The following is a 16,670-nucleotide window of genomic DNA, read 5'->3' as shown; positions in this document are numbered from 1 at the left end:
AGAAGAGGCCGTCACTGTGTGAGTTTTTGCAGAGCCTCTTCTCTTTTAGCTTAGACATAAGGGACAAATTGCGGTACATAGAATTATAGTGAAGTGATGTTACAGAATGGAGTAAAGCTACGGCTAAGGAGGAGCGAAATGACAAGTTTGAACCCTTCTATGCGTCTGAAAGTGAAAAGGGACACGTTTTTTCTCCCCGATTCAAACAACGGTGTGTATTTTCGGAACAACATTAGCTCGTTCCGTATGGAAGGCAGTACGATCGATCAGTGGGTTGAAAAGCTGATACCGATGTTCAACGGGGAGTACACTTTGGGGAATTTAACAGAGGGATTGCCGGGCCCATACCGAGATCGAGTGTATGAAATTGCAGAAGTGCTGTATCGAAATGGGTTTGTCCGTGATGTAAGTCAAGACCATCCGCATCAATTGGAGGATCAGGTTCTTAAAAAGCATGCTTTTCAAATTGAATTTGTCGACAGTTTTGTCGATTCGGGAGCGTACCGTTTTCAAACCTATCGTCAGGCCAAAGTGTTGGCAGTTGGCTCAGGTCCTTTTTTTGTTTCGTTAGTTTCTTCGTTAATTGAATCCGGATTGCCCAAGTTCAAATTGCTAATCACTGACACGGTACCGACTAATAGACGGCGGTTAACGGAACTCGTGGCACATGCCCGTAAGACAGACCCTGAGGTAGAGGTAGAGGAGATCAACCTGAAGGACGATGGGGTAAATTTTTGGCGGGAGAGTGTGCAACCGTTTGATTCAATTTTGTATGTGTCACAGGAAGGCAATTTAGAGGAACTGCGGCTTCTTCATACGGTTTGTGGGGAAGAGAAAAAGGCATTCCTCCCTGCTATTTGCTTACAGCAGGTGGGAATAGCGGGTCCGTTAGTGAATCCAGACTCTGAGGCGAGCTGGGAGTCTGCTTGGCGCCGCTTGCACCAATCTGTGATATTCAAAGACCAGCAAATTACTGCTTTCTCTTCCACTGCCGGCGCAATGTTGGCCAATGTAATCGTATTTGAATTGTTTAAAGAGGTTACAGGAGTAACAGAACTGGAACAAAAGAATCAATTCTATTTGCTTGATCTTGATACGTTGGAAGGACACTGGCACTCGTTTATTCCCCATCCACTGGTGACTGGACGAATATCGACTGAATGGGTAGAAGATTTCGATAGGCGGATTGAACAGGGATTAAGCAGTGGTGAGCCGAGTGAATTGCTACTTTTTTTCCACCAATTGACATCAAAAGAGTCAGGGATTTTCCATATTTGGGAGGAGGGAAATTTAAAGCAACTTCCGTTAGCTCAGTGTTGTGTTCAGGCAGTCGACCCTTTATCTGACGGACCGGCTAAGCTGTTAGGAGACATTGTCTGTTCAGGACTGACACATGAGGAGGCTCGAAGGGAAGCCGGTTTTGCTGGGATTGAAGCCTATGCGTCACGAATGGTCGATTTGCTCGCTACGAGGCTACTTCCACATCAGGAAGTAGAGGGTAGAATGCTAGATTTGCAGGAATTTGTTGGGGTTGGGACTGGGGAAACGTTTGCGGAAGGAGTTTGCCGCGGGTTGCAAAAGTGTTTGGCCGAAGAGCTTAACAATCAACAGCATAATCAGAAGATATCTGTCTCTCGGGTGCAGTTGAGTGCTGTAGAAGATGAGCGCTGCCGGTATTATTTGCATGCGCTGACTACAATGCAGGGGGCACCAGTTATCGGTTTAGGTGAGGAAGTGTCAGGTTTCCCTGTGATATGGCTCGGTACGAGTCAGGGATGGTATCGTAGTGTAGATTTAAGTATAACAATGGCGTTACGCAATACGTTACTACAGGCACTTACCAAAGTCCAAAACCCAGAAGCTTGCCTAACGGCGCAAGTGTTTGATGTATCTTCCTTGCTTCTGGAAGAAATGGTGCCGCTAAGCTTAGTAATCCCTGCTTGTGAAGAGAGGATAAAATCCGAGAACTTGCAGTCCGCTATGGAAGTCTTGGAACGAGATCATAAGCGGCTTTCGGTGTTCGAACAAGAAATAGAACCATTTTTGAAAGAAGGATTGGCAGGGGTGTTTGGTGTGTTGCTTCGAGAGGAGGAATCTAGGTGAGCGCTGTCGTGTTGGTTGTTGGAGAAGGGGTGGTGGCGGACAGTGTATGCGAAGAACTGTTCGCTCATTACCATGTAGTTCGCCAGACCGAATTCGAGGCAGTTGTACCGAAAAAAACTGATTTGGCACTGGTGCTTCAGGATGCCTGGAATCCTTCTGTTCATCAAAAGGCAGAAGAGATATTTCGACTAACAGGCACACCCTGGCTGCGAGGCTTCGTTTCATTTGGAAAGGGTGTAGTGGGGCCGCTAATTCGACCAGGGACGCCCGGGTGTTCTCAGTGTGCGGATATGAGACGTCTCATGGCTGGACGCGACCGTAAAGAGATGTGGGAGATGAAGCAGAGACTGAAGGAATACAGAGGTATGCAGCCTGAAGGCTGGGCATCCTCCACAGGACTCTTGCAGCTGTCATACCAGATCAGGGCAGAGGTACAGCGAATTTTGCAGGGGGATCAAGCATTTTCGGAAGAACAGGTATGTTTAATTAATTTGAAAACATTAAAGAGTTCATGGCATTCCTTTCTTCCTGACCCGCTGTGTCCGGTTTGCAGCCATCTACCAGACGATTCGGAGGACGCTGCTCAAATCTCATTGCAGCCAAGTCCGAAGATCAGCCTAGACAGTTACCGCTGCCGTTCGTTGGATGATCTGAATAAAGTTTTAGTTAAAGACTACCTAGATCATCGAACGGGCCTTTTGAATGGTAAAATGGTTGACCTCGTGCCGCCATTTGCTGATGTCAGTGTGAATCTTCCTTTGTTCGAGGGGGATGAGGGAACAGCAGGCAGGACAAATTCATATGAGGTAAGTGAGTTGACTGCCATTTTAGAAGGCCTCGAGCGGTACTGCGGTCTGGAGCCACGCGGGAAACGTACAGTCGTCTTTGATAGTTTCAGCAATTTGAAAAATAATGCGCTCAATCCTATGAAAGTAGGTGTGCATGCAAAGGAACAGTATGAGCAGCATGGTTTTCCTTTTCAACCGTTTAATCCTGAACGACTAATGAATTGGGTATGGGGTTATTCGTTTTTGGAAGAGCGGCCGATTCTTGTGCCAGAATTGCTAGCCTATTACAGCTTGGGCTGCGGCCAGCGTGGATTTGTCTATGAAACTTCCAACGGATGTGCATTAGGCGGAAGTTTGGAGGAGTCTATTTTTTACGGAATTATGGAAGTGGTGGAGCGTGATTCATTTCTATTGACTTGGTACGCGCAGCTGAACCTGCCGCGTCTTGACCCATCCTCAGCTAATGACCAAGAATTGCAGTTAATGATCGAACGTATGCGGTCGGTCGCGGGATATGATCTTTATTTGTATAACTCGACGATGGAGCACGGAATTCCAAGTATTTGTGCGATTGCAAAAAACAGGAAGCAAAAGGGAGTGAATCTCATCTGTGCCGCTGGCGCACATCTCGACCCTGTAAGGGCGGTAAAAAGTGCGGTTCATGAGTTGGCTGGCATGATGCTGACGCTTGATGAGAAATTGGAGTCTAACCAGGAAGAGTATAGCCGAATGCTGCAAGATTCATCTCTGGTGCAACAGATGGATGATCATGGTATGCTGTACGGTTTGCCGCAAGCGGAAGATCGCCTGGATTTTTTACTTGAAGATAATCGTCCATTGCGAACATTTGCCGAGGAATTCAAGTGGAAATCGGGGCATATGGACCTTACAGATGATCTGCTGGACATACTTATAGTTTTTCGACCATTAAATCTTGATGTAATTGTGGTGGACCAGACGGCACCAGAATTGAAACGGAACGGATTGTATTGCGTGAAAGTGCTGATTCCGGGGATGCTGCCGATGACATTCGGACAACATCTTACCCGTGTAACTGGGCTGGAGCGTGTTCTCAGGGTACCTATGGAACTCGGATTTTCAAAACAACCGCTGACACTTGAACAATTAAACCCACATCCGCATCCGTTTCCATAAGAGGCGAACTAGGAGGCAAGGAGGATGAGTCTAGACGAGTTTTTGCACAATCTGCATTTTGACATTGATAAGGCAAGTGTGCCTAACTGGGAAGTGGATTGGGAAGATGCGCCACTTTCTTATAAGCTCTACAGTGGTTTACCTGAGGTACCATTTTCTCTAGAAGTACCGCTGACACTTGAAGGACAGGAACCGCCCGCAAAGCCTGATCTTCGTAAGGTCGGTCATTTCCTCTGGTATGTATACGGCCTTACTCAAGTTAGCCAGTCAGTCTTTCCCTTGGATTCCAAAGATAAAACGGCGAATCTAGTACAGTCATATCGGCGATTCGCTCCTTCCGGCGGGGCATTGTATCCAAACGAATTATACGTTTATCTAAAGGTAGAGGATTCGCCTGTTGGGATGTACCATTATGATGTCGCCCATCACCGCTTGGTATTGTTGCGAGAAGGAAATTTCGATTCATATATCGCCCGTGCTCTTGGTAACCGCTGTGATATATCTTCCTGCTTTGGAACTGTATTTGTGTCAACCATGTTTTGGAAAAATTTCTTTAAATACAATAACTTTTCTTACCGTCTGCAAGGGTTAGATGCTGGTGTGGTTATCGGACAGTTACTGGAAGTAGCAAAACGTTTTGGCTTTGCATCAGGGGTTTACTTTCAGTTTCTAGATCGGGCCATTAACCATCTTGTTGGGCTTTCCGAACAGGACGAGAGTGTTTATGCGGTTATACCGCTTTCAGTAGAACCTACCATTTGGTCTACTAACGGGAGTGAAAAAGAAGGTTGTGCCTCTGCCACCGAATTGTGCCGAGAGTTAACAGCGATTCAGCCCCATCATTACATCCGGTCACGGAGGGTTAAAGAGTATCCAATGTTAACAATGTTGAATGAAGCGTCCATGCTTGATTCAACGCAAGCGTTTCGGCTGATCGAGGCGCAAGGGAGTTTGAATGGTGACGATCATGCGGAAGAGCTGCCTCACGTGAACCGGTTGTCATATGATCTGGCGTCGGTCTGCCGCAAGCGATTTTCTCCAGACATGGATTTTGTTTTGGGAAAGGTAAGTCAACCTCAGCTGGCGGCTCTGCTTCAGGAGGCGATAGCTTCCTTCTCGTATCGTAATGACTTGGATGAAGCACATAGGAAGAGCGAGCCTCGTCTCTCTTTGTATAGCTGTTTATATAATGTTGAAGGTATTCCAAATGGTGCCTATCATTATGACAGTGCTACTCATGCGTTACGACTGGTGGATCTCGGTGATTATCGACTCCAATTGCAATCCGGAATGTCTCTAGATAATGTGAATTTGCTCCAAATACCTCTCTGCTTACATGTGGCAGGAGACAGAGAATCATTCAGAACGGCACTGGGTTACAGAGGATACCGGATCCAACAAATGGAAGCAGGCATGCTAGTACAACGATTACTGTTAGCGGCGTCAGCCCTCGGAATGGGGGGGCACCCACTCCTTGGTTTTGATGCAAACTTGAGTGATCAGATATACAAGATGGAACCACTAGGAAAAACTAGTCTAATCCAAATTCCAATTGGTCCCTATCGACATCGTCCTTGGTTGAAGGGAAGTTTGCATAGTTAGGATTAATAGGGTTACTTTAGTTCTAAGGTTATTGCAGGAAGAACTTCATGATGTTCCAGTTAATCCTATGGTTTCAAAAAACGGGTTTAGTCCAGAAGCGAAATAGGCAAGTATTCATGAGGATTAATATTAAAATGCCTTCACTTCCAATGAATGGGTGACGGCTTTCCTAATTGCTTCGAGGGGATTTGAACATTTCTATCAGGAAGGATAAATCTCTGTCTTATATTTATGATTCTGATAAAAGATGTTCATGAATCCTTCTTAATGACACTTTTTCATATTCACCTGAGTGATTCAAAAAATAACTTAATTGGATGGGGGGATGTTTTTGGCTGCCATTGGTATAGAACCGTATGTGCATGTTCGTTTTGCCAAAAATCCAGTATACGATCCAATTGGCCACAAGTTAAGCTTTATCGCAGATTATACTGGTTTGCCACAGGTTTGGGAACTTAATATAGGGGAAGGGTGTGAAGGATGGCCTGTCCAAACTTCATTTACAAAGGAAAGAATCACCTTTATTAGCTATCTTAATGGCAAATCTAATTTGATTATTGGTATGGATGTTGGCGGAAATGAAAATCAGCAATTGTACTTACTTAAGGGAGAAGGGAAACTAATCGAGTTGACAAACTCACCAGACCATATACACCGTTACGGCGGAAGCTCTCCAGATGGAAAATGGATTGCCTGGTCGAGTAATCGCCGTAATCCAGCCTTTTTTGATATCTATATTCAAAATCTGGAATCGTTGGATATTCGTCTTTTGAATTCTGGTGATGGAATATTTTCAGCGGTTAAATGGTCTCCTGACGGTAAATCCATTTTGGTCCAGAAAATAAATTCCCCCCTAGATAATGATTTGGGCATAATCGACCTTTCAACAGGAGCTATGAACTGGTTAACAGAACATACAGGGGAAGCAAGTTTTAAAGATGCCCATTTTAATAAAGATGCGGACCATATATATGTATTAACGAATAAAGACAAAGAATTCTATGGGCTTGCTCTTATAAATTTAAATACCAAAGATCTCGAGTGGCTAGAGTTGGGAAAGTGGGATTTTGAGAATTTGGCAATGAATAGTGATAAAAATTTGTTAGCTTATTCGATAAATGTGGGAGGAATTTCAAAGGGGGTACTTTTAGACATAAATCGAAGTTACCTTTATACATGGGAAACTCCCATTGGAGTCATATCAAATCTAAAGTTTTCCCCAGATAGCCAAAAACTAGCGTATGTGTTTAAGGGACCGACATATCCCTCAGATATATGGGAACTTGACCTAAAGACCATTCAGACAGAGAGGCTTACGTATGTTTCCCGTTCACCAGTCCTGGAACATAAATTAGTTGAGCCGGAGCTTATATCCTTTCGTTCTTTTGATAACCTCGAGATTCCGGCCTTTTATTCGAAGCCGAGAGATTCCACTGAAAAACATCCTGTTGTAATATACATTCATGGCGGGCCTGAGAGTCAAGCACGTGTGGTATACAACCCAATTCAGCAGTATTTACTAAACCAGGGTTATGCCGTGTGTACACCAAACATTCGAGGAAGTACAGGTTACGGAAAAACATTTACACATTTGGATGATGTCCGAAAAAGAATGGACGCTTTAAAGGATCTCATTTATTTAGTGGAATGGCTAAAGGCCAAGGGGAACGTAGATCCTAAAAAAATCGGGATCATGGGCGGGAGCTATGGCGGGTTTATGGTTCTTGCTGCCATCAGTCACTATCCACAGCTTTGGTCTGCTGCTATTGATATTGTGGGAATGTCAAGCCTTAGAACATTCCTTCAAACAACAAGTCCATGGCGTAAGAAGCACAGGGAGAGTGAATACGGAACAATAGAAAGAGACGGTGAATTTTTTGATAGAATTGATCCATTGAATTATTCAGATCGAATTACCACCCCATTATTAGTAATTCACGGGAAGGGCGATCCGCGTGTCCACATAAGAGAATCTGAGCAAATGGTTAACAAGCTAAAAGAACGGCAACACGCAGTTGACTTTATTCGCTTTGAAGATGAAGGCCATTCGATTGACAAACAAAAAAATAAAATTACTGCCTATAAGGCAATGGTAAATTTTCTCGATCGATATATCGGTAATGGATCCTAACTCGGGTGAGGGTTATGGAGATTAGCCCAAGATTAGTGGCACGGCAGTTGTTGATTTCGAAGTTGTCATCGCAGAACTTATTGAATGGATGAGAATTAATCAGTAAAACACGCAACAATGGAACTAATTTACTTAAGGAAATTGAGAGGATTAAATTACTTGAACACAGAAAATAGGGAAGAGTCTCCCCAACACAGGGAGACTCTTATTTATCTATGAAAAATGTAATCTATATTACTTAGAAAACTGTAGTTCTTCAGACACAGATTCAGGTTTGTCACAGGTACTTTTCATGAAATAGTGTTTTCCATTTTCTGATGATTCATGGAGTCCGTGCATTGCTTCTAGGACATGGTACGCTAATTGGCCATTGGCTCGATAGTTTCCGCCTTCGAGGATCGCCTTGGCCATATCTGCGACACCAAGCCCTCTGCAGTTTTGATCGTACCCAGAAGTCAGCGGGACCTCCACAAATTCTTTTTCGTCACGTTTTCTTACCCGAACAGGACCGCCAAATGTATTTGGATCTGGAACGAGTATCGTACCTTGACTTCCATAGATTTCAATAGGTGGCAGCGATGTTCCGCCAAAGGCGTCAAAGCTGGTTGTAATGGTCCCGATGACACCTGAGGTAAAATCAATCACACCGGAAAGATGGGTAGGGGTAGAGACTTGAATCTCTGTTCCTGCTTTAGGTTTACTAATCACGGTTCGTTTTGGATAACTAATACGAGCGGATCCAGAAATTCGGTTAATAGGTCCTAACAATGCTATTAATGCTGTTAAATAATAAGGACCCATATCAAACATTGGTCCGCCGCCGGTCTCATAATAAAAGGCAGGGTCTGGGTGCCAATGTTCATGTCCACGGCAAATCATGAAGGCTGAAGCACCAACAGGGACACCAATTTCTCCTTGTTCAATTAATTGGATTGCTGTTTGAATACCAGCACCCAGGAAGGTGTCAGGTGCACTCCCAACTAATAGATGATGCTTCTTGGCTGTTGCTAGAATTTGTTTACCTTCCTCACATGTAACAGCAAGCGGTTTTTCCATATAAACATGTTTTCCTGCTTCGAGTGCTTGAATACAAACAAAGGCATGAGCCTTTGGAATCGTTAAATTAATGACTAGTTCAATTTCAGGGTCTGAAAGCAGTTCCACGACAGAACAAGCTTTTGGAATCCCGAATTTCTCAGCCTGAGCTTGTGCACGCTGTAAATCTAAATCCGCACAGGCAACAAGCTCAAGGTTAGAGAATTTCTGACAATTTTCCATATATATAGAACTAATATTTCCGCATCCAATGATACCGATTTTAAGCCTTTTCATTATTTGTTCCTCCGGTTTAATATTCTTGGTCAATGTAAAAATCTAATTATTATTGACTGTCTCCCATACCTGTATAAACACGGCCATTTCCATAAAGTGCGGCTACGTCCACACCTTCGGCTCGTTTCTTTCCTTCCGCAGCCCATAAAAATCCACGGCGCATAATAAGCGTAACTTCTGGCATTGTAATGATATTAGCTTGGTGTCCTAATGAACTATAAAAAACATTTCCAAGACCCCAGCGTTTTGTCCAAACAACAGGCATATCAACTGCTTTATTGGCAGCATGAGGACCGTGAACAACCGGGAAGCGAGTGGTCGCTAACACTTCAACGGCTGGATCAAAATGAAGGTAATACTGCTCACTGACAACTTTAAAATCGGAGATTCCCTCTAATAACGGACTTGTAGAATGCTTGATGTTTACCATATATTCCACACCATCATTTCCAGGATGTGCTACCCAGTTCCCGCCTGTCATGAATTGCCAATCCACATTGTTGCGGAAGGAGTCACACATTCCACCGTGGCATCCTGCTAAACCAACACCAGACATAACCGCTTCGGAAATATTTAAGGCATATTTATTTTCAATCTTACCCATTGTCCAGTGGGGAATAATTAGATCAAAGGATTTCAGCTTTTCCGTGTCTGCATAAGCGTCAAGTGTATTGGAAACCTCAACTTGAAAGTTTTCTTCCTCAAGTATCCCTCTAAAGATTTCTGCTACCTGATCTGGTTGATGGCCATCCCATCCGCCCCAGACGATTAATGCCTTTTTTTTCATAATTAGAGCACTCCTTTAATTTTTATTTTTTTATACTTCAGATATACGAATCCATTGACGTTTTTCTATCGATAAATCAACCGCCTCCAAAACTTCTTGGCACTTTACGCCATCACGGAAGTTTGGAACGGGCTGGCGATCTTCTCGGAATGACTCCATAAGTTCAACTACTTCGTGAATAAACGTATGTTCATATCCAATCGTATGTCCTGGCGGCCACCATGCTTCCGCAAAAGCGTGGGAAGGGGTCAGTCGCTAAGATGCGGCGGAAGCCTTGGACATCATCTCTATCATCAGCAAAATAAACCTGAAGTTCATTCATGCGTTCAAAGTCAAAGATGACGCTTCCTTTACTGCCGTTGATTTCAAAAGAATTCTTACAGCGGTGCCCTGTAGCAAATCGTGTAGCCTCAAAGCTTCCTAAAGCTCCGTTAGCAAAACGGGCTAAAAATAGGGTAGCATCATCAACCGTTACTTCGCCTTTTCCATCACTATCGCTGCCTTTAGCAGATAAACCAGTCATTTGAGAAGGAATTGGTCTTTCTTTAATAAATGTTTCATTCATTCCAATAACCTCAGTAATATCACCGATTAGATAATGAGACAAATCGACAAGATGGGCCCCCAGATCTCCATGAGACCCTGAACCAGCAATATCTTTTTGCAGTCTCCAGGCTAGCGGGAAGTTCGGATCTACGAGCCAATCCTGTAAAAACCAGGCGCGGAAATGATAGATTTCTCCTAGCTTACCTTCGTCGACAAGCTTTTTAGCCAGCATCACAGCAGGGGCAAAGCGATAGTTAAAGCCGACCATATGTTTAACCCCAGCAGATTCAACGACTTTAAGCATTTCTCTAGAATCCTCAAGTGTAAGCGCTAACGGTTTTTCGCAAAAAACATGCTTGCCTGCTTTTGCTGCTGCAATTGTTATTTCTTTATGTACATCACTCGGTGCATTGATATCGATAAGGTCAATATCTTCTCTTTGTAAAAGAGTTTTCCAGTCGGTTGTATGTTCCTCCCAACCGAATTGCTTAGCTGCAGCCGCGACAGCGTTATGGTCACGACCACAAATCACTTTCATTTCAGGATGAATGATCTTAGGGAAAAACAGGGGAAGATCTCGATAGGCATGACTGTGGGCTTTGCCCATAAATTTGTAGCCAATCATTCCAATTTTTACGGTTTCCATAACGAATCTCCTTTTCTTATTTAAGAATGAAAAAGAATAAAATATTAATCGATTTTTATTAAGATTGTTTGGTGTAAGTTGTCTTAAGTTGTGAAGATGCCCGTTCTATAAAGGTAACTGGCAATCGTTCATTAATTTCTGTCATGGTACCTTGAGTGATTAATTGGAGAACTTTTTCAGCTGCCAATTGCCCCATATCAAAAAGCGGTACATGAACGGTGCTAAGTGGCGGGGAGGTCATCCTTGAAATTTCAGAGTTATCATACCCAATGAGAGCATAATCATGACCTGCTTGGTAGCCTTGTTCACCTAAACCCTGCATAAGACCAATTGCCATTCGATCATTCCCGGCAAAAATAGCATGGATCTCTGGCAGTAAAGAAGCTATACCGGCAGCCGCTTGAAAACCACTTTTACGGCTATAATTCCCTTGAAAAACGAACTGAGGATTGTAGGGAATACCCGCATTCAAAAGGGCAGTTTCATAACCGTGTAACCGTTCGATACTATTTGAAAATTCATTTGGTCCATTTAAAAAGATAATTTGTTCATTCCCATTCATTAGCAGAGAGGATACGGCTTGTAAACTACCATCAAAATGTTCTGCGTCAATGGAATGAAAGGGATAGCCCGAAAAAGTTTGATTCACAAGACAATAGGGGAGTTGCAATTGGTGTAAATTTTCAAGTGCTTCCACTTCACCAGGAACATCCTTGGAACCTAGGATGATGCATCCATCTACCTTCTGAGTATGAAAAAGCTTCACATAATCTTTCGGCTCATCAGGGGATTGAAATAAAAGTAGCAAACCATATCCAAACTCACCAATCTTTGCGCCAATTCCACTTAAAAGTTCCGAAAAATAATGGGTAGTCATCAAGTTTACTCTTTGAAAATAAGGAACAATGACCCCAATGTTGTTACTTTTCCCACGTGCAAAGCTTTGGGCAATGGCATTAGGGTGGTAGTTCAGATGTTGGGCGGCTTGCAAAACCTTTTGTTTGGTTTCTTCACGTAAGGGACCGATATTATTAAATACTCGTGAAACGGTGGCTTCAGAAACGCCGGCTAATTTTGCAACATCTTTCCGGTTAGCCAAGATATCACCTCTAAACTTATAATGTACACGCGTTCATTCTCTCTTATTATCTGATAATTGTCAATATTAAAATTCGTTATTATCTATTGTTAAAGTTGATAATTTTGAAGATATACAATATTAATTATCTGTATTGTGGGTATAACATTATGGTAATAGTAAATTGGTTAATTATTCTTTATCCATATTTGAAGGAGGCATAAAAATGAAATGGAAGGGAAGACGGCAAAGCGCAAACGTTGAAGACCGAAGAGGAATGGGCATGGGTGGTAAAACAGTGATTGGAGGCGGTATAGGCAGTATTATTATTGTTCTCCTCTTTACGATGCTCGGAGTGAACCCAGGAGATTTACTTGGCAATAACACATCGACAAATGATTTGGATTCACAAACTCCTCCTTATCAAGAATCTGCTCAAGAGAAGGAATTAGCCGACTTTGTTTCTGTTGTCCTTGCTGATACAGAGGACGTATGGTCAGACGAATTCAAGAAGAAAGGGCTGCAATACGAGAATCCTAGGCTCGTTTTGTACCGGGACAGTGTTCAGTCTGCCTGCGGGTCGGCTAGTTCGGCTGTAGGACCTTTTTATTGTCCGGGTGACCACAAGCTTTACATTGACTTAAGTTTTTATGAGGAATTGAAACAAAGATTCCAAGCACCTGGTGACTTTGCGATGGCGTATGTCATTGCCCATGAGGTAGGACACCACGTCCAGACCCTTTTACATAGCGGAGACCAAGCATCACAAGCCCAAAAAAGTTCCAATGATTATTCGGTCAGATTTGAATTGCAGGCTGACTACTTGGCGGGTGTTTGGGCCCACTACGCGCAAGGGAAGGGGTACCTAGAAAAAGGCGACCTGGAAGAGGCACAGAATGCCGCAAATGCTGTAGGTGATGATAATATCCAGAAAAAAGCACAAGGCTATGTGGTTCCTGAAAGCTTTACTCACGGAACTTCCGAACAGAGAAAAAGATGGTTTAATAAAGGATTTAAAAACGGCACCATTGAGGGAGGAGATACCTTTAAAGCAGCGAACCTTTAAATGGTTTCCCCGTAAAGATGAATAAGAACGTTTTTTTCAAGCAAAAAGAGCCGTCATCAACGGCTCTTGCTTCATTATTTTGCAAATACATGATCACCAATCGTCTTTACTACTTCACGCGTACGAATCCAATCATCCGTTGCAATTTCTGGGTTATAAAAATAAATACAATCATTTAAGCGATCATTTCTCGTTAGTGCTTCTTCGACTGCTCGTTTCGACTCATCTGATGCTGGTTTTTTAATTTCACCATTTTGAACCGGAGAAAAGGCATAGCTATTGCCTACTACTTGTTTAATTACAGCGGTCACTGTACTTGGGAAATGAGGAGAATCAACTCGATTCAATACAACAGTCGCAACTGCAACTTTTCCTTCATAAGATTCACCTTTTGCTTCAGCCTCTACTAATCTGGCAAATAAATCTTTCTCTTCATTTGATATTGCCACTGCTGGTTCCTCTTGTTTTTTTTCTGGCGTTTCTATTGCAGGTTTTGATGATTTTATTGCTTTTACTTTCGGTTGATCAGGATTTTGCAACATTTCTTCTATATAAACCCAATCGTTCGGTTGATTATTAACTTGTTCTATTTTATCAGTGTCTAATCCATATTGTTGTCCTAGTTCCCAAGGGCTATCTCCTTTTACAACTGGAGATTGGGTAATAGCCTCGGCCGTATTAATTTGCAATCCTATAAGTGCAAATGTAGCTACACAAGCTACAACTAATTTTTTCATGTAATTGTTTTTCATGTGGCTACCTCCTGTAAATTCGTATGGTATTACTTTATCATGTGCTAGTACACGATTTACAGAACGCTACTGTTACATTTCTTTTTAATTAGATGAACAACATTACAGGTAAAATAGATTTATGACAATTTTCCTATATAAATGACATATTCAATCCAATAATACGAAATAGAGGAATATTTTACTTGAAATTTATTGTAATATAATAGAAGTATTCGGTGAAGGATGAATTTATTGAATTTTCTTTCATGTGGAAAGGAATATCGATCTTAGTTATTGTAAAAGAATAATTAAGAAGGGTGGAATTTTAGTGTTGGGCAAAAATCACGAAAGTGAGCAACTACAACGAGGTCTAGACAACAGGCACATCCAGCTAATTGCACTTGGAGGTGCGATTGGAGTAGGTCTGTTCTATGGTTCAAGTGCAACGATTCAAATGGCTGGTCCGTCAATTTTGCTCTCATACTTAGTGGGAGGCTTAGTTATTTTTACCATTATGAGAGCATTAGGGGAAATGGCTGTAGATGAGCCGGTTTCCGGCTCATTTAGTTCATACGCAAATCGTTATTTAGGGCCGTTTGCTGGTTACTTAACCGGTTGGACCTATTGGTTTATGTGGGTTGTCGTTGGGATGGCGGAAATTACAGTTGTCGGTGTCTATGTAAATTACTGGTTTCCGGAAATTCCACAATGGCTGACAGCACTTGCTACACTTGTTGTAATCACAATGGTTAACCTTACAAGTGTAAAAGCATTTGGAGAGTTTGAATTCTGGTTCGCGATGATTAAAGTGGTTGCGATTATTGGAATGATTGTTGTTGGATTAGGTATGATCCTCTTAGGTATCGGCAACGAAGGTCAGCCCATCGGTTTTAACAATCTTTGGACTCATGGAGGATTTATGCCAAATGGGATAAAAGGTATTTTCATGTCATTGGTTCTAGTGATGTTTTCATTTGGCGGGGTAGAACTAGTCGGGATTACCGCAGGGGAGGCTAAAAATCCTCGAAAATCAATTCCATCTGCAATAAACAATGTGGTCTGGAGGATTTTAATTTTTTATATTGCTGCACTAGGCATCATGATGAGTTTATATCCTTGGAATGAAGTAGGGACGAAGGGCAGCCCGTTTGTGTTAATTTTTGATAAAATCGGAATTCCTGGGGCCGCCCATATTATTAACTTTGTCGTGTTAACAGCAGCATTGTCTGCTTTTAATAGTGGTTTATTCAGTACTGGAAGAATGCTATACAATTTATCACTACAAAATAATGGTCCGAAATATTTTGGAAAGCTCAACAAGCATTCTACACCACGACGTGGAATCCTATTTTCGTCATCTTTTTTATTAGTGGCAGTATTTTTAAATTATATTGTTCCTGAAAAAGTATTTATCTATATTTCTTCTGTTGCAACGGTTGCGGTTATTACTAGCTGGACCATAATACTGATTACACAAATAAAGTTCAGACAATCAAAAACGTCAGAAGAAGTAAAAAAACTAGCATTTAAAATGCCGCTATATCCAGTTTCAAGCTACTTAGCCCTTGCTTTTTTAGCCCTTGTTGTGGTCTTAATGGCCTTTATTGAGGGCATGCGAGGAGCCTTAGTTGTAGCACCTATATGGTTTATAGTCCTTTATATAGGATATAGATTGAAAAAGAATGAATAATCAAAGAGCTCGATTGACAAAGAAAAAGTAAGATAAATGGAAGCCGACAATCCTCCATTAAAAGGTGTCAGGCACCATCCAATTTTATGGATGGTGCCTGACACCTTTTTGCTTTAGACATCTTTAATCCGAGAAAGTGTTAAATAACGGAAAATTATAGGTAAATTGTCATGATTTGACAATTTGACAAAATATAAATATAATTTAAGATATTCTGAAAATTACTAATAATGGAATTTTCACGTGTAATAGGTTTTAAATCAGGAGGTCAAGAATGATTGTATTTAATCAGGTACATAAGTTTTATGGGGATTTTCATGTCTTAAAAGATATTAATCTTACAATCAATCAAGGTGAAGTAGTTGTAGTAATCGGTCCATCTGGATCAGGGAAAAGTACCTTGTTGCGCTGTATCAATCATCTGGAAACCATCTCTGACGGGACACTCACCGTAAATGGGATATCAGTAGGGGATAAAAAAACAGATATCAATAAGCTGAGGCGCAATATTGGCATGGTTTTTCAGCACTTCTATTTATATCCGCACAAAACAGTGCTTGAAAATATCACTCTTGCGCCGATGAAAGTATTGGGCCAATCCGAAAAAGAAGCTAAGGAAACCGCCCGTCATTATCTTACCAAGGTAGGGATATTAGATAAGGCTGAATCTTATCCTTCACAGCTTTCCGGAGGTCAGCAGCAGCGTGTAGCCATCGCCCGTGGCCTTGCAATGAACCCGGAGATCATGCTTTTCGATGAACCAACCTCAGCACTTGATCCTGAAATGATCGGCGAGGTACTGGATGTAATGAAAGCCTTGGCCAAAGAAGGTATGACGATGGTGGTCGTAACCCACGAAATGGGCTTTGCCAAGGAGGTTGCTGACCGAATTGTTTTTATGGATGAGGGGCGAATATTAGAAGAAGCAGTTCCGGCTGAATTTTATGAGAATCCGCGTGAAGAACGGGCTCGCTTATTTCTCAGCCGTATATTAAATCATTAATAGGGAGGA

General features: G+C 42.2%; 11 protein-coding genes and 1 pseudogene. 7 read left to right on the top strand and 5 right to left on the bottom strand.

Going from position 1 to position 16,670, the window contains the following annotated elements:
- The first annotated feature begins 138 nt into the window (after nt 1-138).
- From CCK98_RS20670 to CCK98_RS20655, 4 genes are all read left to right on the top strand, one after another.
- The gene (locus tag CCK98_RS20670) at nt 139-2,103 is read left to right on the top strand and encodes a putative thiazole-containing bacteriocin maturation protein (RefSeq protein ID WP_088088304.1); all 1,965 of its coding nucleotides are present in this window, start codon (nt 139-141) and stop codon (nt 2,101-2,103) included.
- A complete protein-coding gene (locus CCK98_RS20665) occupies nt 2,100-4,046 on the top strand; it encodes a TOMM precursor leader peptide-binding protein (protein WP_088088303.1) in 1,947 nt (648 codons plus the stop codon). Before CCK98_RS20670 ends, CCK98_RS20665 begins: the two co-directional genes overlap by 4 nt.
- Nucleotides 4,047-4,070: 24 nt before the next feature.
- On the top strand, nt 4,071-5,648 hold the full coding sequence (locus CCK98_RS20660; RefSeq protein ID WP_088088302.1) for a SagB family peptide dehydrogenase: 1,578 nt from the start codon (nt 4,071-4,073) through the stop codon (nt 5,646-5,648).
- A gap of 331 nt (nt 5,649-5,979) precedes the next feature.
- A complete protein-coding gene (locus tag CCK98_RS20655) occupies nt 5,980-7,779 on the top strand; it encodes a S9 family peptidase (protein ID WP_088088301.1) in 1,800 nt (599 codons plus the stop codon).
- 234 nt (nt 7,780-8,013) lie between these two features.
- On the opposite strand, the gene CCK98_RS20650 is transcribed toward CCK98_RS20655, so the two are convergent.
- From CCK98_RS20650 to CCK98_RS20635, 4 genes and pseudogenes are all read right to left on the bottom strand, one after another.
- The gene (locus CCK98_RS20650; RefSeq protein WP_179195881.1) at nt 8,014-9,111 is read right to left on the bottom strand and encodes a Gfo/Idh/MocA family protein; all 1,098 of its coding nucleotides are present in this window, start codon (nt 9,109-9,111) and stop codon (nt 8,014-8,016) included.
- Nucleotides 9,112-9,160: 49 nt separating this feature from the next.
- A complete protein-coding gene (locus CCK98_RS20645; RefSeq protein ID WP_088088300.1) occupies nt 9,161-9,898 on the bottom strand; it encodes a ThuA domain-containing protein in 738 nt (245 codons plus the stop codon).
- Nucleotides 9,899-9,928: 30 nt separating this feature from the next.
- Nucleotides 9,929-11,090, bottom strand: a pseudogene (locus tag CCK98_RS20640) (Gfo/Idh/MocA family protein).
- A 58-nt stretch (nt 11,091-11,148) separates the two neighbouring features.
- A complete protein-coding gene (locus tag CCK98_RS20635; RefSeq protein WP_088088299.1) occupies nt 11,149-12,189 on the bottom strand; it encodes a LacI family DNA-binding transcriptional regulator in 1,041 nt (346 codons plus the stop codon).
- A gap of 205 nt (nt 12,190-12,394) precedes the next feature.
- Between CCK98_RS20635 and CCK98_RS20630 the strand changes: the two genes are divergently transcribed.
- Entirely contained in the window at nt 12,395-13,234 is an 840-nt protein-coding gene (locus tag CCK98_RS20630; protein WP_088088298.1) for a neutral zinc metallopeptidase, read from the top strand.
- 74 nt (nt 13,235-13,308) lie between these two features.
- On the opposite strand, the gene CCK98_RS20625 is transcribed toward CCK98_RS20630, so the two are convergent.
- Complete coding sequence (locus tag CCK98_RS20625; RefSeq protein ID WP_088088297.1) at nt 13,309-13,986, bottom strand: cell wall hydrolase; 678 nt, start codon at nt 13,984-13,986, stop codon at nt 13,309-13,311.
- A 313-nt stretch (nt 13,987-14,299) separates the two neighbouring features.
- Between CCK98_RS20625 and CCK98_RS20620 the strand changes: the two genes are divergently transcribed.
- Nucleotides 14,300-15,658: an amino acid permease gene (locus CCK98_RS20620; RefSeq protein WP_088090486.1), complete on the top strand. Its 1,359-nt coding sequence runs from the start codon at nt 14,300-14,302 to the stop codon at nt 15,656-15,658.
- Between the two features lie 274 nt (nt 15,659-15,932).
- Complete coding sequence (locus CCK98_RS20615) at nt 15,933-16,661, top strand: amino acid ABC transporter ATP-binding protein (RefSeq protein WP_088088296.1); 729 nt, start codon at nt 15,933-15,935, stop codon at nt 16,659-16,661.
- The last annotated feature ends 9 nt before the right edge of the window (nt 16,662-16,670 follow it).

The sequence above is a fragment of the Bacillus sp. OV166 genome (assembly GCF_900177675.1).
In the GTDB taxonomy this organism is placed as follows: Bacteria; Bacillota; Bacilli; order Bacillales; family Cytobacillaceae; genus Neobacillus.
Note: the sequence above shows the minus strand (reverse complement) of the source record. Positions and strands in the feature narration are given on the sequence as shown.